The 17,759-nt window shown below is 58.1% G+C and carries 15 protein-coding genes; 9 read left to right on the forward strand and 6 right to left on the reverse strand.

Annotation, left to right across the window (positions count from 1 at the left end; translation table 11 throughout):
* Window positions 1-30 precede the first annotated feature (30 nt).
* A complete protein-coding gene (gene tssC / locus VEV40_RS03605; protein ID WP_324830228.1) occupies window positions 31-1,524 on the reverse strand; it encodes a type VI secretion system contractile sheath large subunit in 1,494 nt (497 codons plus the stop codon).
* Window positions 1,521-2,039: a type VI secretion system contractile sheath small subunit gene (gene tssB, locus VEV40_RS03610; protein ID WP_324830230.1), complete on the reverse strand. Its 519-nt coding sequence runs from the start codon at window positions 2,037-2,039 to the stop codon at window positions 1,521-1,523. Before tssB ends, tssC begins: the two co-directional genes overlap by 4 nt.
* Window positions 2,040-2,332: 293 nt before the next feature.
* Here tssB and tssK (VEV40_RS03615) point away from each other — a divergent pair, with 293 nt between their 5' ends.
* On the forward strand, window positions 2,333-3,691 hold the full coding sequence (tssK, locus tag VEV40_RS03615) for a type VI secretion system baseplate subunit TssK (RefSeq protein WP_324830232.1): 1,359 nt from the start codon (window positions 2,333-2,335) through the stop codon (window positions 3,689-3,691).
* Here the strand turns inward: tssK (VEV40_RS03615) and VEV40_RS03620 are convergent.
* Window positions 3,688-5,445: a hypothetical protein gene (locus tag VEV40_RS03620; protein ID WP_324830234.1), complete on the reverse strand. Its 1,758-nt coding sequence runs from the start codon at window positions 5,443-5,445 to the stop codon at window positions 3,688-3,690. The genes tssK (VEV40_RS03615) and VEV40_RS03620 overlap by 4 nt on opposite strands.
* 245 nt (window positions 5,446-5,690) lie before the next feature.
* Between VEV40_RS03620 and tssK (VEV40_RS03625) the strand changes: the two genes are divergently transcribed.
* The 5 genes from tssK (VEV40_RS03625) to VEV40_RS03645 all read left to right on the forward strand — a co-directional run bounded on the left by tssK (VEV40_RS03625) (window position 5,691) and on the right by VEV40_RS03645 (window position 11,855).
* The gene (gene tssK, locus VEV40_RS03625; protein ID WP_324830235.1) at window positions 5,691-7,043 is read left to right on the forward strand and encodes a type VI secretion system baseplate subunit TssK; all 1,353 of its coding nucleotides are present in this window, start codon (window positions 5,691-5,693) and stop codon (window positions 7,041-7,043) included.
* Window positions 7,043-7,729 (forward strand): DotU family type IV/VI secretion system protein, encoded by a 687-nt coding sequence (locus VEV40_RS03630; RefSeq protein ID WP_324830236.1) that lies wholly within the window; start codon window positions 7,043-7,045, stop codon window positions 7,727-7,729. Before tssK (VEV40_RS03625) ends, VEV40_RS03630 begins: the two co-directional genes overlap by 1 nt.
* Before the next feature lie 9 nt (window positions 7,730-7,738).
* Complete coding sequence (locus VEV40_RS03635) at window positions 7,739-11,167, forward strand: ImcF-related family protein (RefSeq protein WP_324830238.1); 3,429 nt, start codon at window positions 7,739-7,741, stop codon at window positions 11,165-11,167.
* Between the two features lie 14 nt (window positions 11,168-11,181).
* A complete protein-coding gene (locus VEV40_RS03640; RefSeq protein WP_324830239.1) occupies window positions 11,182-11,562 on the forward strand; it encodes an MmcQ/YjbR family DNA-binding protein in 381 nt (126 codons plus the stop codon).
* A gap of 128 nt (window positions 11,563-11,690) precedes the next feature.
* A complete protein-coding gene (locus VEV40_RS03645) occupies window positions 11,691-11,855 on the forward strand; it encodes a hypothetical protein (protein ID WP_324830240.1) in 165 nt (54 codons plus the stop codon).
* Window positions 11,856-12,182: 327 nt separating this feature from the next.
* Here the strand turns inward: VEV40_RS03645 and VEV40_RS03650 are convergent, their stop codons facing one another.
* Entirely contained in the window at window positions 12,183-12,941 is a 759-nt protein-coding gene (locus VEV40_RS03650; protein ID WP_324830241.1) for a Stp1/IreP family PP2C-type Ser/Thr phosphatase, read from the reverse strand.
* A gap of 404 nt (window positions 12,942-13,345) precedes the next feature.
* Here VEV40_RS03650 and VEV40_RS03655 point away from each other — a divergent pair, with 404 nt between their 5' ends.
* From VEV40_RS03655 to VEV40_RS03665, 3 genes are read left to right on the forward strand one after another with little or no spacing between them, the layout of a single operon-like run.
* A complete protein-coding gene (locus tag VEV40_RS03655; RefSeq protein ID WP_324830242.1) occupies window positions 13,346-14,923 on the forward strand; it encodes a serine/threonine protein kinase in 1,578 nt (525 codons plus the stop codon).
* A 12-nt stretch (window positions 14,924-14,935) separates the two neighbouring features.
* A complete protein-coding gene (locus VEV40_RS03660; RefSeq protein WP_324830243.1) occupies window positions 14,936-15,955 on the forward strand; it encodes a CsgG/HfaB family protein in 1,020 nt (339 codons plus the stop codon).
* 10 nt (window positions 15,956-15,965) lie between these two features.
* A complete protein-coding gene (locus tag VEV40_RS03665; protein WP_324830244.1) occupies window positions 15,966-16,562 on the forward strand; it encodes a hypothetical protein in 597 nt (198 codons plus the stop codon).
* Between the two features lie 23 nt (window positions 16,563-16,585).
* Here the strand turns inward: VEV40_RS03665 and VEV40_RS03670 are convergent, their stop codons facing one another.
* Together VEV40_RS03670 and VEV40_RS03675 are read right to left on the reverse strand one after the other, a co-directional pair.
* On the reverse strand, window positions 16,586-16,846 hold the full coding sequence (locus tag VEV40_RS03670; RefSeq protein ID WP_324830246.1) for a hypothetical protein: 261 nt from the start codon (window positions 16,844-16,846) through the stop codon (window positions 16,586-16,588).
* 55 nt (window positions 16,847-16,901) lie between these two features.
* Entirely contained in the window at window positions 16,902-17,699 is a 798-nt protein-coding gene (locus VEV40_RS03675) for a YkgJ family cysteine cluster protein (protein ID WP_324830247.1), read from the reverse strand.
* Between the last annotated feature and the right edge of the window lie 60 nt (window positions 17,700-17,759).

The following is a 17,759-nucleotide window of genomic DNA, read 5'->3' on the forward strand; positions in this document are numbered from 1 at the left end:
AAGGGGGATCCTATAGTCCCGGCTGGGTTATTACTTCCTTGCCGATGCCGGCAGATCGGCCACAAGACGGAGCGAGACAGACAGCTCGTCGAGTTGGAAATGGGGTTTCAGGAACGCGACAGCGCGATACGCTCCCGGCTTGCCGGGAACTTCGGAGACCTGAATCGCGGCCTCGCGCAAAGGCAGTTTCGCCTTTGCCGCCTGCGATGCGTCGTCATCCAAGCAGACATAGTTCATGATCCACTGGTTGAGGAAGCGCTCGCAGTCCTGGCGGCTCATAAAGCTGCCGATCTTGTCGCGCATCATCGCCTTCAGATAATGAGCAAAGCGAGACATGGCGAGAATGTAAGGCAACTGCGCGGACAGGCGCGCATTCGCATTGGCGGCGTCCTTGTCGTACAGTTTCGGTTTGTTGGCCGTCTGTACGCTGAAGAAGGCCGCATAGTCAGTTCCCTTGCAGTGCACCAGTGGCACCAGACCCTGATCAGCCAATTCCTTCTCGCGGCGGTCGGTGACAGCGACTTCTGTCGGGCACTTCAGCGCGACATCGCCTTCGTCGGTGCGGAAAGTATGCGCCGGCATGCCTTCTACCAGACCGCCGCCTTCCACGCCGCGGATGGCGGCGCACCAGCCATGTTTGGCGAAGGAGTTGGTGAGTCTTGCGCCCAGCGCGTAGGCCGCATTGCCCCACAGGTATTTTGAATGATCGCTGCCGTCCACGCCTTCCTCATAGTCGAAGGCGTCGATCTGCTTGGTGTCTTTGCCATAGGGCAGACGCATGAGCACATGAGGAAGCGTCAGGGCCACATAGCGGGAATCATCCGACTGGCGGAAGGACTTCCACTTGGCATACTCGGTCGAATCGAAGATTTTCCCGATGTCGCGAGGTGCGCCCAACTGGGTATAGCTGCTCAAGTTCAGCAGTTCCGAGCTGGCAGCTGAGAGGAATGGCGCATGGGCGGCGGAAGCAACCTGCGAGATTCTTTCCAGCAGTTCCATGTCTTCCGGACCACGGCCAAATTCATAATCGCCGATCACTGAAGCAAACGGAGCGCCACCGAAGACGCCGAACTCCTCTTCGTAGACTTTCTTGAAGAGAGCGCTCTGGTCGAATTCCGGTGCGCGCTGCAGGTCCTTGAGCAGCTCGCGCTTGGAGACGTTGAGCACTTTGATCTTCAGCATTTCGCTGGTTTCGGACTGGTCGAGCAGATACTTCAGTCCGCGCCAAGTACCTTCAAGTTTCTGGAAGGCGGGATAGTGCATCACCTCGTTCAACTGGAGCGAGACGAGGTGGTCGATCTGCGCGATGCGGGCTTGTATGGTGGCCTCGGCGTCGCGGCTAAGGGTCATATGCCCTTCGAGCACCTGCGAGACGAACTCCTTGACCATGTCGCGACCGCGCTCAAGCGTTGCGGCGTCGCGGGTAAACCGGCCCTGCGAGACTATCTGGTCAAGCAGCGACTGCTCTGAAGTCTGTTCGACTGCCTGCCCTGCGGCGGCAGCAGCGGTATTGGTTGTACTCATTTGTCACCCCCGGTGGTACCCAGCTCGCCGCGAAGCTTCTCGCGCTTCTCCGTATTCGAAACAGCATCAAACAAGGCCTCATCGAGCTTGTCGTTGCCCTGCAGGCTGCCGCGCAAATCAGAGAGGCGCTGGCGCAGATCGAGCAGCTCCTTCAGCGGCCCAACCTGCTTCGCCACGTTCTCCGGCGAAAAATCGTCAAGGCTCTCGAATTTCAGGTTGACGCCAATCTGCCCGGCGTTGGGATCGTCGCTCAGCTTGTTGGCGACAGAGTACGCCAGGTGGGGCTGCATTCCCTTCAATACAGTGTCAAAATTGTCGGGATTGATTTCTACGAATTTGCGGTCTTTCAAGGCGGCAAGCGGTTGTTCGGGCTGGCCGGTAAGGTCTCCGAGCACGCCCATGACAAAGGGCAGCTCCTTCAGTTCGATCGCATCGCCGATCTCAACATCGTAGGTGATGTGCACGCGCGGCGAACGGACGCGGTCCAATTTATGCTGCGTACTTTCCTTAGCCATTTCTCTATTCCTCGATAGACGCGCGGAGGCACCGCCCGCCCTTGATTCGAATCAAAACTCGTTCTGCAGGTTTAATCCTGGAGAAGCCCACTACGTCCCCTCGCTATTATCCATGTCCTTCGTTTGGGGAACGTAAATTTTGCCTCTAACGAGAGCGGGCCAATTATTAACTGCCCTATGGTGGGTGTCAAGTTCAAACCGTTTCATGTGGATTTGTCCGGATTTGAAGCGTTTCGTATTGTGGGATTCACCATCCCTGTATACTCAAACCCCGAACAGGATTCCTAAAACATATGCGACAGTTGCAGCCCGTTGTCTGGTCAAAAGGCGTATTTCTTTCCCCCCAGCACCTGCAGGCGCAGGACCGTTTTTTCGAGGAAAGCCTTCGCTTTCTTGTAGAAGCGCTTTCGTTTCGTTACTGGGGTTTTACCTCCCTGCAGATTGACGGCACCGCTCTGAGCGAAGGCCAACTGAGCATCTCGGAAGCATCGGGTGTCCTTCCCGACGGACTTCTACTGGATCTGCCCTCGTCAGACGCTGCTCCGCGCTCGCGGACTCTTGAAGAGTGCTTCCATCCAGGGCAGGAAAACTGCTCTTTCTATCTCGCGGTCCCGCAGGAGCGGCCCGGCGGGATTAACGTAGGGTTGCAACGCGGCGGAGGCATGAATACGCGCTTCTACGCAGAGTTGCAAATGCTGCGCGATGAAAACAGCTCGGGGATCGAGAAGCCGGTGTCGCTGGCGCGCAAGAACCTGCAGATTCTTGCGGATGGGGAAAATCTCGAAGGCTCAGTGCTGCTGCCGCTGGCGAGGATCGAGCGGACGGAAGCGGGCGGATACAAGCTGGACCCGAAGTTTGTTCCGCCGATGCTGAATGTGAAAGGCAGCGAATTGCTGTCAGGGATTCTGCGCGGCCTGATTGAAGTGCTGGTGGCTCGCAGCAGCCAGCTCGCCGGATCGCGGAGGCAGCGCAATCAATCGCTGGCCGATTTCAGCGCCTCGGACGTGGCCAACTTCTGGCTGCTTTATACGATGAACTCACACCTGCCGAGCTTCCGGCATCTACTGGAAACGAGCCATGTCCATCCTGAATCGTTGTATTTGCAAATGCTGTCGCTGGCCGGCGCGCTGACGACTTTCTCCCAGAAGATTGGACCACGCGACCTGCCGCAGTACGAGCACGAAGACCAGGGGAAATGCTTCATCGCGCTCGACGCAATTATTGCGGAGCTTCTCGATACTGTCGTGCCGAGCAATTTCGTGGCGCTGCCACTGAAACAGCTGCGCGATTCGATTTACGCAACAGCCATCGACAAGGATCAATACTTCGAGAATTCGCGCTTCTATCTGGCTATTTCCGCAGACATGCCGGAAGCGGAACTGATCCGGCGCACACCAAGCCTGGCAAAAACGTGCTCAGCCACTCACATCGAGCAACTGATTCGTCAGGCCCTGCCGGGGCTTGCGCTTACGCACGTCCCAGTGCCGCCGCGGGCAATTCCGGTAAAGCTGCGCTATCAGTATTTCAGCGTGGACCGCACCGGTCCGGTATGGGACGCAGTACTTCGGGCGCGCAATTTCGGCGTCTATGTGCCGGGTGAGATTCCCAATCCGGACATGGAGCTGATTATTCTTTTCGCCAATCCGGACTAGTGATGCCTTAAAGCGAAGACCACGATCAGGATCACCACGATCAACACAAAGACATTCACAATCAGGATCAGCGGCAGGTATTGCTGCAGCTTACTGGGCGCAGGAGGCGGTGGCGCTGCCGCAGGTGGAGCAACCGGCGGAAACTGGAATGCCGGTGGCTGGAAGTGCGGCATCTGCGGCGCTGCTCCGCCCGCTCCTCCGGCGTGCATTTGCGGCATCTGGGGCATTTGAGGCATGGGTGGCGGCGTAACGCCGGGAATCTTCGGCATCTGGAAGCCGGGTTGGCCACCTCCTGCCTGTGCGGGCGGCGGCATGACGGGCGGAGTGCCGGGAGCCACGCCCTGCCCCTGCTGCGCTTCGCGCAGCATCGAACTCGAAATGACTCTGGTAAATTCGCCGGGACCACTCGATGGCATGGGTGCAGGCGTTGATGGGACAGGAGCGGCCATCGGCGGAGGCGCTGACTGCGTCGGTGGTTGGGCCTGTTCAGCGTTCAGGGTGCGCAACAGCTGAGTAAAGCCACCGGCTGCCGGAGGTCCGGGAGCCGCTGCCGGCAGAGGCGAAGGCATCAGCGGTGGCGGTTCTTTTATCTTGGGTGCTTCTTCTTTTCCGAGGGCCTGAAAAAGCTGGGTGAATCCGCCCTGCGCAGGTGGCGTAGCAGGAGCTGGACTCAGAGCGCTTCCGAACGGATTAGGGTTCGCAGGCGCGGGCGCTGAAAACTGAAAATTGGATGGCACAGATGGCGGCTGTTGCTTTAGTGAAGTAAGCGGGTCTTCAGCAGGAGCGTTCTGGCCGCTGACTTGCGAGAACATCTGCGTGAATGAACCGGGGCCAGACTTCGGCTGCGCGGCTGCAGGCGGTTCGAATGGTGTGGCTGGTAGAGGTGGCGCAGACGTTGGCGTCGGCTCTTTTGGCTGCGCCATGGACTGGAACATCTGGGTAAAACCTCCAGCTACCGGCTGAGGCGGAGCGGCAGGCGCGACTGGCACTGGCTGAACAGGCTGGGGTACGGGAGACGCTTCAGGAGGCTTCGCCGAAGAAAGCGATTGAAACATCTGCGTGAACGAGCCCGGAGAGGACGCAGGCTGGCTGACAGGTGGAACCTGCGGAGGCGTTGATGGCGCCACTATTGGGGCAGGTGCTGGGGTAAATCCGGATTCCTGTGATGCAGCCTGTGCAGAGGCCGTTTTAAACATCTGCGTAAAGCTCCCCGGCGCGGCTGGAGGCGGCGCTGGTTCTGCTGTTGGCGTGGGAGCGTTTTCAGGCTTAAGAATCGGGTTGTTCAACGTCCGCAAAAGCTGAGTAAATTCACCCGGCTTTTGCCCCACTGGCGCTGGATCTGGTTGAGGCGCAGCCGGCTTAGGGATGGAGACCGGGCTGAAAACGCTCGTCAGATCAGCTGGGGGCCTCGGCGATGGCATTGGTGTTACCGGCGTAATCAAAGGCGCTGTCGGGGCCATGTTTTCTGGTGGTGCAGCTTGCGGTTCAGCCGATTTGAGCGACTGGAACATCTGCGTAAAACTGCCCGGGCTCCCAGTCGATGGGGCCGCTACTGGAGGCGGAGCAGGGGCAGGAGCCTGCGGCGTTGATCCAGCTTTCAGCAGAGACTGAAGCAGGTCATCTTCACTCGCGGGCTGCGCGGGTTGAGGCGCAATTTTTCCGAACATGCCTGTCGCGCTGGTCGATTCGTTCGCGGATGGCTCACCGGAACCGGAAAAATTGGGACTGTCGAATGGTGGTTTAGATGAGTCCATGCTGTGCGCACCAAGGCATTGGGTTGTGGTCTTGTTTCTGGTGTCTCAGCTTACATCGCAAAATCTTGACAGTAAAGCCCTGACACCCTACGATGCACACACGAATTGGCCACAGAAAATTCAAGCAACAGAAACTAAAATCGCGACGTGTGCACTATGCTGTAAAGCGTCGTTCATTACAGCCTTAGAGGTTGTGCGCCAATCATTAACAACGTTTCGCCGATTCGCCTGATGGTTCAATATTTATGAAATTTCTGTCGCGTGTGGTCTGGTCCGAAGGCATGTATCTGGGGCCACACCATTTTCAAACCCAGAGCCGGTATTTTGAAGATTCGATTGCATTCCTTGTCACCAGCCTGTGGCACGAGCCCTGGGGATTTCTGCACTTTGAACTGGACCAGAAGGCTATCCGCAACGGCAGCGCTGTTGTGTTGCACGCCTCTGGCATTTTTCCTGATGGACTGACGTTTGAGCTGCCCAATTCTGATCCGCCTCCAGCGGCGCGCAATCTGACTGAGGTTTTTCCTTCAACGGACGCGGTTCTGCCGCTATATCTCGCTGTTCCCGCACGCAAAGACAACGGTTTTGATTGCGACTTAAGCGGCGCTGCCAATGGCACGCGCTACGCCCGCATGCAACGCGTTCTGCGCGATGAAACCAACGGCATTGACGAGCGCGAGATCGAATTGGGGCAGAAAAACATTCGAGTAGTTACAGAAGCAGAGCTGACTCCAGAGATGCAGTCGATTCCGATTGCCCAGGTGGTGCGCGATGGACGGGGACACCTGATCTACGATGAGGAATTCATCCCCACCTGCCTGCGGGCCAGCGCGAGCGAGCAGTTGATGCTGCTCTTCAAACGCCTGGTCGATACGATAGGAGAGAAAAGCGCCACCATCGGCCGCAGCGCGCACCGCCATGGGCGATTTGAGGCCGGGACATCCGCGTTAGATGTCGCCAACTACTGGTTTCTGCATGCGCTGCACAATGCCATTCCGCCATTGCAGCACTTGAGCGCCACCAAGCACGCGCATCCCGAGGAACTGTTCATCGAATTGTCGCGGCTGGCCGGAGCGCTGTGCACGTTTGCCGTCGATTCTGATCCGCGCACGCTGCCTTCCTACAACCATCGCGATCCCGGCCCGGCATTTCGCGCGCTCGACGCGCACATTAAAAAGCACCTTGAAATCGTTGTGCCGTCGAACACGGTCGCGCTGAACTTCAAACCGACAGAACCATACATGTATGAAGCCGATGTTATCGATGAGCGCTGCCTGCGCCGCGCCCGCTGGGTTCTGGGCATCCGCTCCAGCCTGGGCGAGTCTGCGCTGCTGACCATGACGCCGCGTCTGGTTAAAGTTTGCTCTTCGCGCTTTGTTCCGGAACTCGTGAAGCGCGCCCTGCCGGGGATGACGCTGGCGCATCTGCCTGTGCCGCCAACAGCCATCCGCGCCGAGGCGGACATGCAGTATTTCGCAGTTGAGACTACGGGACCCTGCTGGGAGCATATTCTTCAGACCCGCAAGGTTGGCGTGTACATTCCGGGCGAGATCGCGCAACCGGAATTTGACCTTACCGTGATTGTGGAGGCGTCCTGATGAGCACTGCCCGCGTCAACAGCCTGGCGTTTTCGTTTCAAGAAGTCCTTACCGCGATTCTGCGCGTGCGCTTCCAGCGCCAGCAGGTGCAGGATTCGGAAAGCTTTCGCGCGCAGATGCGGCGCTCATTGCAGGCCGCCATGCAGGAAGCGAAATCCGTCGGCTACACCAGCGAAACCGTGCAGATGGGCGTCTTCGCGGCGGTCGCGTATCTCGATGAGAGCGTTCTAAATTTGCAAAGTCCCGTATTTGCCGACTGGGCGCGGCGTCCCTTGCAGGAAGAGCTTTTTGGCGGGCATCTTGCCGGTGAAACGTTCTTCGTCAACCTCCGCAACCTGCTTATCAGGCCCGATTCGACGGAAGTGGCCGACGCGCTCGAACTGCATTGCCTGGTTCTGCAGATGGGTTATCGCGGACGCTATGCATTGGGCGACAGCGGCGAGTTGCACCAGCTTCTCCGGCAGGCGCGCGAAAAGATCCAGCGCATTCGTGGACAGGCGTATCTCGTTCCGCCAATGCCCGCGCCGGAAGTAAAGCCCACCCGCGCAAAAGACGCATGGGCCCGCAGTTTGCTGATTACCGCCTGTGTACTGGCCGGGCTGACGGTGCTGGCCTTTGGCGGATTTGAAATTGTTCTTGGTTCCGGCGTCTCCCAAATACAGAACAGCAGCCTGAACGCTCGCTAGGAGTCGGTTGTGGTTTCGATCATCATTTCGATCATTATTTTTCTTCTCTCGCTTGGGTTGGCATGGATGGCCGGTCCGATCCTTCATGTTGAAGGTACGGCGCTCACCATTCTGCGGGTGATCTTTGTTCTGCTCGGGGTTGTGGCAGCGACGATCATTCTGGTTTTGCATTTCCGCAAACGGAAGCGCGAAGGCTCGACAAAAAATATTCAAGGCAATACGGAACTGGACACGCTTCTGCGTGATGCCGAGAAGAAACTTGCATCAGCGCAGCGCACCGGCGCGAAGACGCTCGATTCCCTTCCCTTGCTCTATATGCTGGGCGAATCGAACGCCGCCAAAACGACCATTGTGATGAAGTCCGGGCTTGATCCTGAGCTTCTGGCCGGGCAGATGTATCGAGATCAGGATATTGTAGCCACGCCGGTTGCAAATCTCTGGTACACGCAGCAATGCGTGATTGTCGAGGCCGGCGATGCTGTCCGCAAAAGCCCGGCGCTGTGGGCAAAGCTGATTCGCCGGACGCGCCCCAAGGCATATCGCGCAGCGATGGGATCGCAAGCGCCTATTCGCGCGGCTGTGGTCTGCATGAATTGCGAACATTTTCTCGGCGCTCAGGCCACGGAAGCTGTCGCCGCATCAGCGCGGCAAACCAACGAGATGCTGCGCAACCTGGCCCAGCAGCTTGGCACGGAAGTTCCGGTCTACGTCATCCTGACCAAGCTCGACCGCGTTCCCGGTTTCACGGAATACGTCCGCAATCTCACGAATGAAGAAGCCTCGCAGGTTCTTGGCATCCCTCTGGCGCGCAGCGGTGTCTCCAGCGGCCTCTATGCGGAACAGGCCACTCGCGAAGTTACAAATTCGCTTGACCAGTTGATTTTCTCGCTTGGCGAATACCGGTTGGAGATGCTGTCCCGCGAGAATGATCAACGCAATATCGATCCGGTGTATGAATTCCCGCGCGAGCTGCGCAAGCTCCGGAATAATCTTTCGTCCTATCTGGTTGAATTAACGCGGCCCAGCCAATTGAATGCGAATCCATACCTGCGCGGATTCTACTTTACCGGCGTGCGCGCGCATGTGGTGGAGCAAATGGTCAGCGCTCCGGCTGCAGTGCAGCAGGCCGCGCCTGCGGATGCGGGCGCAACGCGGATGTTCTCCGTCCAGCAGATGCAGGCTGCGCAAGCTGCCCCGACGCCGCAGGTTGTGGCGCAGAAGATCGCGCAGTGGACATTCCTGCCGAAGCTGTTCCCTATCGCCATTCTGCAGGACCGCAGCGCGCTTTCCAGCACCAGCAACAGCGGACGCACGCATACTTTTCGGCGCATTGTCTTCGGCACTGTTTCAGCGCTGCTGCTGATTTACCTACTGTGCCTCATCATTTCCTACGGCAACAACTCACATCTGGAAAAGCAGATTTCATCAGCCGCTCAAGCGCTGCCTTCGCGGACTGTGCCTGCGACCATGCTTGCTTCCACACAGGACCTGTCGTCGCTTGACCAGCTCCGATCAGCTATTGTTCAGCTCGAGGGCTACCAGCAGAACGGGCCGCCGCTGATGTACCGCTGGGGAATCTACCACGGCAACGATCTGCTCGATGCAGCGCGGCGCATCTACTTTGACCGCTTCCAGCGGCTGCTGCTCACCAACACGCAGAGCAACATCGTTGCCATGCTGGGTGGGCTTCCAGCGACTCCGGCAGCGGGCGCGGACTATTCGGCGGCCTATAATCCGCTGCGCGGATATCTCATCACAACGTCGAACCCGGATAAGAGCACAGCGGATTTCCTGACACCTGTTCTGATGCAGTACTGGCTGAATGGCCGCACTCCTGAAACCGACGAGCAGAAGCAGCTTGCACAGCAGCAATTCGATTTCTACGCCAACGAATTGAAGCGTGGGAATCCATATTCCATCACTCCAGCAATGCCGGTGGTGACGCATGCGCGCACATATCTCGGCAGCTTTGGCGGATACGACCGCATTTACCAGAACATGCTGGCCGCAGCGAACAAGGCAAATCTTCCGATTGATTTCAACCGGGCCTATCCTGGATCTTCCGCGGTTGTTATCGAACCGCACATTGTTCCCGGTGCTTTCTCGCGCAACGGCTTTGCATTTATGCAGGACGCGATCCTGCATCCCGACCGCTACTTCAGCGGTGAGGCATGGGTGCTGGGCGACCAGGCCCCGCCGTCACTGGACCGTGCGACGCTGACACAGCAGCTTGCAGGACGCTATCTCGCTGACTACCAGAACGAGTGGCGTACTTTCCTGAAGCAGGCTTCCGTTGTCCGCTATCGCGGACTGCCGGACGCGGGCCAGAAGTTGCAGATTCTATCGAACCCCACTTCCCCGCTGCTGGCACTTGTCTGCACGGCGTCGCACAATACGGCGGTTGCCAATCAGGACATCTCGAAGGAGTTTCAACCGGCGCAGGCGCTGGTTCCCCCAGACTGCACTGACAAGCTGATCTCGCAGGGCAATAGCGGATACATCAATGCGCTGGTCGGCTTGCAGGGTGCGGTATCGCAGGTGGCGCAGAGCCCGAATCCCAATGACCCAAATGCTGCACAGCCGATCATCGGCGCTGCGGTGACCGCGCATGGAGCGGTTTCGCAAGCGTCGCAGTCCTTCAATATCGACCCGCAGGCGCACGTCGAACAGACAGTGATCGCACTGATGCAGGCCCCAATTAATTCGGTCGAAGACGCAGTGCGCGGAGCGCGGCCCGAGCAGGCCAATGGCGGCGGCAAAGCATTCTGCACCGGGTTCAACGCGCTGATGACGAAGTTTCCTTTTGCGCCGAACTCGACGGTTGAGGCCAGCACGGCCGAGGTCTCTGCTGTCTTCCAGCCAGGGACTGGATCATTGTGGCAGTTCTATGATGGGACACTCAAGCCGCTGCTTCAGCAGCAAGGCACGACCTACGTTCCAGCGCCGAACGCTCCCATCAAGCTGAATCCAGCGTTTGTGCGCTTCTTCAACCAGGCGGCAGCGCTGTCAGGCACACTCTACCCGGCGGGCTCGACTTCGCCTACCCTGACCTTCACGGCGAACATCCTGCCATCAAAAGGCATCCAGAGCGTGACGCTCGCGGTTGATGCACAGCGGCTCTCAGGCGCCAGCATCTCAAAGCCATTCAACTGGTCGGCGCAGACGGCGCAGATGGCGCAGGTCACGGCCAACTATTCGTCGGGTAGCCTGCCGCTCCAGTTCAACGGCACCTGGGCGCTCTTCCACCTGATCGACAAGGGCAAGGTGGAACAGGCGGGGCCGCCGGTACGACTGGCTTATCCGCTGGAGATTGCCGGTACCCCAATCGTGGTCGACAATTCGCCGCTCGTGGTTCGCATCGAGCTTTCCGGAACAAATGCCGGGCTGCTGACGCCGGGTGGATTGGCGATGCGCTGTGTTTCAGAAGTCGGCCACTAAGCCGATTCTCAGAAATGAAAAGCGCCGACGACCCCAGGCTCGCAAAACTGGCGGCGATCTGCCTTGCCCTCCCTGAGGGCTCGCGGACCGACATGGGTCGGCACGCTGCCTTCACGGTTCGCAAGAAGAAATTCGTCTACTTTCTGAACGACCATCATGGGGATGGGATCGTCTCTGTTTGCACGAAGGCGCTGCCAGGCGAAAATAACGCTCTTGCCGCTGCCCATCCGCGGAAGTTTTACCTGCCTGCCTACGTCGGACCCAGGGGATGGGTCGGGCTTCGCCTGGATCGTGGAAAGATCGATTGGAACGAGGTTCGGGATCTGGTCACGGCCAGCTATCTTCAGGTGGCGCCCAAGCGGCTTACTTTCCAAGTCGAGTCTGCTTTGGGCTAGGGCCCTTATGTTTGGGATTGTGCGTCAGCTAAAACTCATCTTCCCCGGTTCTTTCAAGTCGCCATGCGGAATCGGGCCCTTCTGCATCCTAGTGAGCGAGGGGAAAACATAGGATTGAGGGATTTTCGATGAGGTTCCGCATCTACAAATCCGGCGCACTATGGATATTTGCGGCGATCGATATGCTCATCGGGCAGATTCCTCTTGCTACCTCGAGCAGCTGGTTCGTCCTCATAGTGATGGCCGATAAAATTTCGGTGAATTACCGGCTTCAGTCGCTTTCGCGCTGCTGAACTTTCGTTACTGAGGTCACGACTCTCGTTTTGCCCGCCCAACCTTGCGCAGCCGCTTCGTTGATTTCTTTGATGGTAGCGATTTTCTTTGTCCGGCCTGCCAGCAGTCCGATGAATCTGTTGATTGAACCGGATGGTTTGGCTGATTTGGACATGCTCCCTGGATTCTGCATCACATACCTTCTGACATATTATCCTTCCCACCCTTCGCTTTGCGAAGGATGGGGCACCCGATGTTTGTGCCGTTGCTGAGAAACCGCAGGCCCTTCGACTGCGCGCTGCGCGCTCCGTTCAGGATGACAAATCAATATGTGTGCTCAAGCCAAGCTACGCGGCTGAATCTTCTTCAGAAAATCGCAGCAGCAGGCACGTCACATTGTCCACTGCTCCCTGTTCTTTAGCGGTGTTGATGAGGGCTTGGCAGGCTTCCTGCAGATCGGTGTGGGTGAGAACAAGTTGGCCGATGAGTTCGGCGTCGGCGTAGCGGGTGAGACCGTCGGTGGTAAGCAGGACCATGTCGCCCGGTTCAAGCGCAGCGCTGAAAAGGTCGGGTTCGACGGTCTCGGCGGTTCCGATGGCGCGGGTAATGAGTGATTGCAGCGGTGAAGCCCCGGCGTCGTCTGCGGTCATGACGCCGTTGCGGACTTGTTCAGCGAGATACGAGTGGTCGAGCGTGATCTGCACGCAGCCGCCGTCGCGCAGGAAATAGGCACGGCTATCGCCCACGTTGCCGATGACGATTTTGCGGCCGTCGAGGCCGGCGGCAACCAGCGTGGTGCCCATGCCGCGCATTTCTTCATTGGCTTGGGAGAGCGCGCAGACTTCGTGATTGGCCTGCGTAATGGCGCTGTAGAGGCGTTCTTCGATAGTTGCGGAAGATGCGGTGGATTCGCTGAACGCGCGCAGCAAAGTTCCGACAGCGGTGCTGCTGGCCACTTCGCCGGCGGCCATGCCTCCCATTCCGTCGCAGACGACGAAGAGCTGGGCGGTGAGGTCGTAGCCCAGATTGTCTTCATTGTTGGTGCGCTTACAGCCAACGTCAGTCAAGGCAGCGACTTCGAGCTTCAATCCAGTCTGGCTTTCCATTTGTTGAGAGACTCATCCCGCTCGCAAATAGTACCAGTTCATTTGCGTTTACAAAGAAGAGTGTTGGATAAGACTGCCAGAAGTGGGAAGCGCCTGTAAAGGTGGAATACGCCTTTTCTAACTAGTACGCGTAAACAGCTTTACCGCGGAGGATCGCCGAGTTAATGCCGAGGTGCGAAGAGGATTTCTTCGGCTTAGTTCAAGCGCGGAGAACAGATGCAACGGTACATGCCTTCTTTGCACTATTTCCCGGAGCGGAAAACAGCCGGTCAGGGCAGAAACAGGAGTCTCCCGGAACCCATTTTTTACGCGCCAAGCGCTCTGAAATGGAGTAAACTCTGGGCGTTCAGCAGTACGGCTCCGTTCGCTCCCCCGGCACAAATTCATCCGTAGAGGCCCCCATTATGGCGTTAGAGGCAGGCCAGCGCATTGGCGACTATGAAGTCGTCGCGCTATTAGGCGCAGGCGGCATGGGCCGCGTGTATAGGGTTCGCAACATCATCTCGAACCGGGAAGAGGCGATGAAGGTCCTGCTTCCCGAATACTCTTCCGAGCCAGATCTCGCGGCGCGTTTTATGGCGGAAATCCGCACGCTGGCCGGGCTCGAACACCCAAACATCGCGCAGTTGCGGACGGCGTTCCAGTTCCAGAACCAGCTCGTCATGGTTATGGAGTTCGTCGAAGGCACAACGCTGGAGACTCTGGCCTCGCAGACGCGGATTCCCCTTGACCGGGTCCTCGAATATTCGACGCAGGTGCTTTCGGCGTTGAGCTATGCGCATGGCAAGGGCGTGACCCATCGCGATATCAAGCCCGCGAACATCATGATTACCTCGCATGGGCTGGTAAAGCTGATGGATTTCGGCATTGCCAAGTCGACCAATGACATGCAACTGACGCGGCCTGGAACGACAATGGGGTCGGTGTACTACATGTCTCCTGAGCAGGTGCGCGGCGGCACGGTAGATGCGCGGTCGGACATCTATTCGTTTGGTGTGACGCTGTACGAGATGCTTACCGGGCGTAAGCCCTTCCAGGCAGACACATCTTACAGCGTTCTGAATGCACAGTTGAATGAAGCTCCAACACCCCCGGTGCAGGTCAACCCCGCGCTTCCTGCTGAGTTGAACGATATTGTCCTGCGCGCCATGGTCAAGGTGCCTGATGGGCGTTTCCAGACAGCGGAGGAATTCCGCAATGCGCTGAAGGATCTGTCGCAGCAGACTCCTGCAACGCAGCCGCTTCCGCAGGCTGCGCCTCCACTACCTCCGCAGCAGGGCTTTGCTCCGGTTGCTGTTGCGCCGACCGACAGCAAAAGTCATCGCGGATTGTGGATTGGGCTGGGCGCAGTGGCGGCGATTCTGGCGCTGGTAGCAGCCGCCACGCTGCTGCCTCATGTTTTTAAGACGAATGCCAGTCCGAAACCTGCGGTTGCAACGGACACGCAGACTCCGGCAACCACGCCTGACGCCGGTACAGCACAGCCGAGCGCTCCCGCAACCGGCGCGTCCCAGCAGGCGAATCCGTTAAGCACGGCGACGCCGCAGACGACTCCTCCGGTAAATCAGACCACTCCGGCAGCACAACCGAGCGACGCCGCAACTGTCTCTTCACAACATGCTCTAGTCCTCAAGCAGAAGACGGCTGTCGCGACGGCCCAGCCATCGGCTTCTGCGCCGGTTGTTCAGGCGGCACCTGCAGGGCCTTCGCCGCAGGAAATCCGCGATGCGCATGACCGCTATGCCAACCTTGAAGCACGCGCGGATGCGGCGCGCAGCGGCGTACAGCAGCTTCGCAGCCAGCAGCAGGCGCAGGGCTTCGACATTCGCGGCGACATTCTGGGCTCGCTGAACCGAATGAACAGCTCTATGAGCGAGGCGAGCCGCGCCCTCAACCAAAATGATCTTCAGACGGCCGACAGCTACATGGACCGCGCCGACACGGAAGTAGCAACTCTGGAAAAGTTCTTGAACATCAAGTAGGAGACAGTGGCAATGCGTAAAGTAGTTCCGGCAATTCTTTCGTTCCTAGTAATGGGCTCTGCGCTTATAGCGCAGCAACCGGCCCCGGCCCAGCAGGCGGCTCAGCCAACGGGCCAACGGCACAAGGTTGCAGTGCTCGATTTCAACTATGCGACCGTGATGACGGCGTCCCAGGCGGTTTTCGGCACAAATGTCGATATCGGCAAAGGCATCAGCGACATGCTGATTGACAAGCTGGTGAACGACGGCACCTACCGCGTGATCGAGCGAAACCAGATCGACAAAATTCTGAACGAGCAGAATTTCTCAAACAGCAATCGCGCCGATGCAAACACCGCTGCGAAGATCGGCCACATTCTTGGCGTGGACGCTGTGATCACCGGCGACATTACCCAGTTTGGCCGCGATGATCAGAGCAAGAACGTCGGCGGCATGCTGGGTAAATGGGGCAGCGGCTATGGGCTGGGCGGCGTAGGTACGCACAGCGCCAAAGCCGAGGTTGCTATCACGGCGCGCATGATCGACGTCAATACGGCTGAGATTCTGGCTTCAGCAACAGGCAAGGGCGAGTCGAAGCGCTCGGGCACAAATCTGCTTGCGGGCGGCGCGGGAACAGGCGGCTATGGCGGCGGCGAAGCTGGGATGGGCAGCAGCAACTTTGCTCAGACCATTATCGGCGAAGCGACATCGCAAGCCGTAGCAGACCTGGCGCAGAACCTGAACGCAGACAGCGCCAAGCTGCCTACCATTACCGCTCCGGTGGTCACCGTCAACGGCCTGGTGGCTGATGCGTCAGCGTCGGACAGCGTGATTATCAACGTTGGCAGCTCGGCGGGCGTTAAGGTCGGGGACAAGCTGGCGGTTTCGCGCGTGGTTCGCGTAGTGAAGGATCCTGCAACCGGCAAGCCGCTGCGCTCGATTGAGAACTCGATCGGCCAGCTTACCATTACCAGCGTGGATGCAACCTCAGCAGTCGGGGCGTTCAGTGGGTCGGGCAAGCCCCAGACAGGCGATACAGTTAAGACTCCATAGTCATAGACAGATGAAGCGCGCGGCCATCGGCGTTCGAGTTCATTCGGGCTGGAGCGTTCTGGTGGCCGTTTCCGATCATGCCGGTTCGCCGGAGATTATTGAACGGAAGCACATCACAATCATTGACCCTACGGCTGCTGGAACAAAGCAGCCGTATCATTTTGCCGAGAAGCTGACGATTCCCAAGGCGGAGAAGCATATTTCTGATTGCGCTGCGGCTTCTGAGCGGTTTGCTGTGGCAGCGATAGACGGCACCCTGAAGGAGCTAGGCGCGCGAGGCTACAGGATTGCAAGTTGTGCGCTGCTGCTTGCGTCCGGACGCGCATTGCCTGCGCTTCCAAAGATTCTGGCTTCTCATGCTCTGATTCATACCGCGGAAGGCGAGTTCTTTCGCGCAGCCGTGTGTAGTGCTTTTGAGCGACTCGGCATTCGCGTTCATGGTTTTCGCGAGCGCGATCTTAATGAGCAGGCTGCGAGTGTTTGGGGGGATACTGCGCCTCAGGTCTTGCAGCAACTTTCCAGGTTTGGACGCGTGATTGGGCCTCCGTGGACGGCGGATGAGAAGAATGCGGCACTTGCGGCATGGATGGCCCTGAACCGCAAGTAGCTCGGGAAAGAAGCCTCTTGAGTTTATTTCGCGTGACGAAATTGTCGCCGCACTGTCTCCACCATCAGACCGGCAAACGCATACGTTGCTGTATTCGCTGCTAGAACTTCATACAGACTGACGGGATGATGCCGGATCATCGCAATCGGGCATGTTAAATATAGGACGACCCAGACATCCTGTAACCGTTCGTTTGCAGATGGGAAGGTTGCGTAAACATAAAGGGCCCAGAGGCCCGCAACCAGAAAGCCGATGCCTGCCCATAGAGCAATGCGGTATTTCATCGCGTCGCTCCTTTTCAGCGTTATTCTACGCCTCTCAATGGTGCTGGCGACTGAATCATCCGGGCTGCATCATGGACGGCCCCGCGGCGGGTGGCTCCGTCGTGAGATTGTCCATGAAGATGCGAAGTACTTCCTGTCCCGTTCCCGCGTAATAATCGCCCGGCTTGACTCCGCGCTTTGTCCAGGCGAGAAGAAAGATGAGCGGTATCCAGCCGCGCGTATCATGCGTCAGTTCCCTGCTGATTTTATAGAGCGCATTTGATGGCATCAGCGGCAGGTGAATCGCGCTGATCTGGTTTATCGATGGGTCCTGACATAGTTCAGCGGGCGAGGTCACAAGATATTCGCGGCAGATAAGCGGGCGAATGGGATGGATGCTGCAGCTCTCGTCTTCAAGAAAGGGGCATGGAGCGTCGGCATGGAAATAGTCCATCGCCATCTGCACGAATGATTTTTCGTCTGCACCCCAGTTTGGATCCATAAGCTTATCGAGGATGCCCGATTCTTTGAGCTTTAGAAGTCCGCTGCGGAAGCGCGCTTCGATCCCGGCCTGACGCTCTTTGGGCAAACTGTTGAACCAATCCCCCAGGAATTCCGCTTCAAAAATACTAAGCGGCACCATCTGGCGGCAGCATGCGCCGCATCCTTTGCGGCATGAGATGGGATGGCCAGCCTCAGTCGCCTCGCCCGCGACGTGATTAATCATGCTGCTGTCGAAGTCTTGAATAATTGGGAGCAGGTTGGTCAGCGTGGTCTTGCCTGCTGGAACCTGGAGGCTGGCGTTGAGCGTGCCTTCGCCAACGCGGAGGGAGAAGGAGACTTCGACTGTGGATGGTTCGGGGGTATTGGACATGTTTTATCGACCGATTTCGGTTATCTCTCAAACTCCCATTCTGAGGAGCACAGCAACGAA

Source organism: Alloacidobacterium sp., assembly GCF_035631355.1.
Lineage (GTDB): Bacteria > Acidobacteriota > Terriglobia > Terriglobales > Acidobacteriaceae > Alloacidobacterium.

Bases quoted from the DNA above. Each gene is read 5' to 3' on its own strand.
- VEV40_RS03645 (WP_324830240.1), top strand. From the start codon at position 11,691: ATGAGGTTCCGCATCTACAAATCCGGCGCACTATGGATATTTGCGGCG.
- VEV40_RS03620 (WP_324830234.1), bottom strand. From the start codon at position 5,445: ATGGACTCATCTAAACCACCATTCGACAGTCCCAATTTTTCCGGTTCC.
- VEV40_RS03655 (WP_324830242.1), top strand. From the start codon at position 13,346: ATGGCGTTAGAGGCAGGCCAGCGCATTGGCGACTATGAAGTCGTCGCG.
- VEV40_RS03650 (WP_324830241.1), bottom strand. From the start codon at position 12,941: ATGGAAAGCCAGACTGGATTGAAGCTCGAAGTCGCTGCCTTGACTGAC.
- VEV40_RS03675 (WP_324830247.1), bottom strand. From the start codon at position 17,699: ATGTCCAATACCCCCGAACCATCCACAGTCGAAGTCTCCTTCTCCCTC.
- tssB (WP_324830230.1), bottom strand. From the start codon at position 2,039: ATGGCTAAGGAAAGTACGCAGCATAAATTGGACCGCGTCCGTTCGCCG.
- VEV40_RS03630 (WP_324830236.1), top strand. From the start codon at position 7,043: ATGAGCACTGCCCGCGTCAACAGCCTGGCGTTTTCGTTTCAAGAAGTC.
- VEV40_RS03660 (WP_324830243.1), top strand. From the start codon at position 14,936: ATGCGTAAAGTAGTTCCGGCAATTCTTTCGTTCCTAGTAATGGGCTCT.
- tssK (WP_324830235.1), top strand. From the start codon at position 5,691: ATGAAATTTCTGTCGCGTGTGGTCTGGTCCGAAGGCATGTATCTGGGG.
- VEV40_RS03640 (WP_324830239.1), top strand. From the start codon at position 11,182: ATGAAAAGCGCCGACGACCCCAGGCTCGCAAAACTGGCGGCGATCTGC.
- tssK (WP_324830232.1), top strand. From the start codon at position 2,333: ATGCGACAGTTGCAGCCCGTTGTCTGGTCAAAAGGCGTATTTCTTTCC.
- tssC (WP_324830228.1), bottom strand. From the start codon at position 1,524: ATGAGTACAACCAATACCGCTGCTGCCGCCGCAGGGCAGGCAGTCGAA.
- VEV40_RS03670 (WP_324830246.1), bottom strand. From the start codon at position 16,846: ATGAAATACCGCATTGCTCTATGGGCAGGCATCGGCTTTCTGGTTGCG.
- VEV40_RS03665 (WP_324830244.1), top strand. From the start codon at position 15,966: ATGAAGCGCGCGGCCATCGGCGTTCGAGTTCATTCGGGCTGGAGCGTT.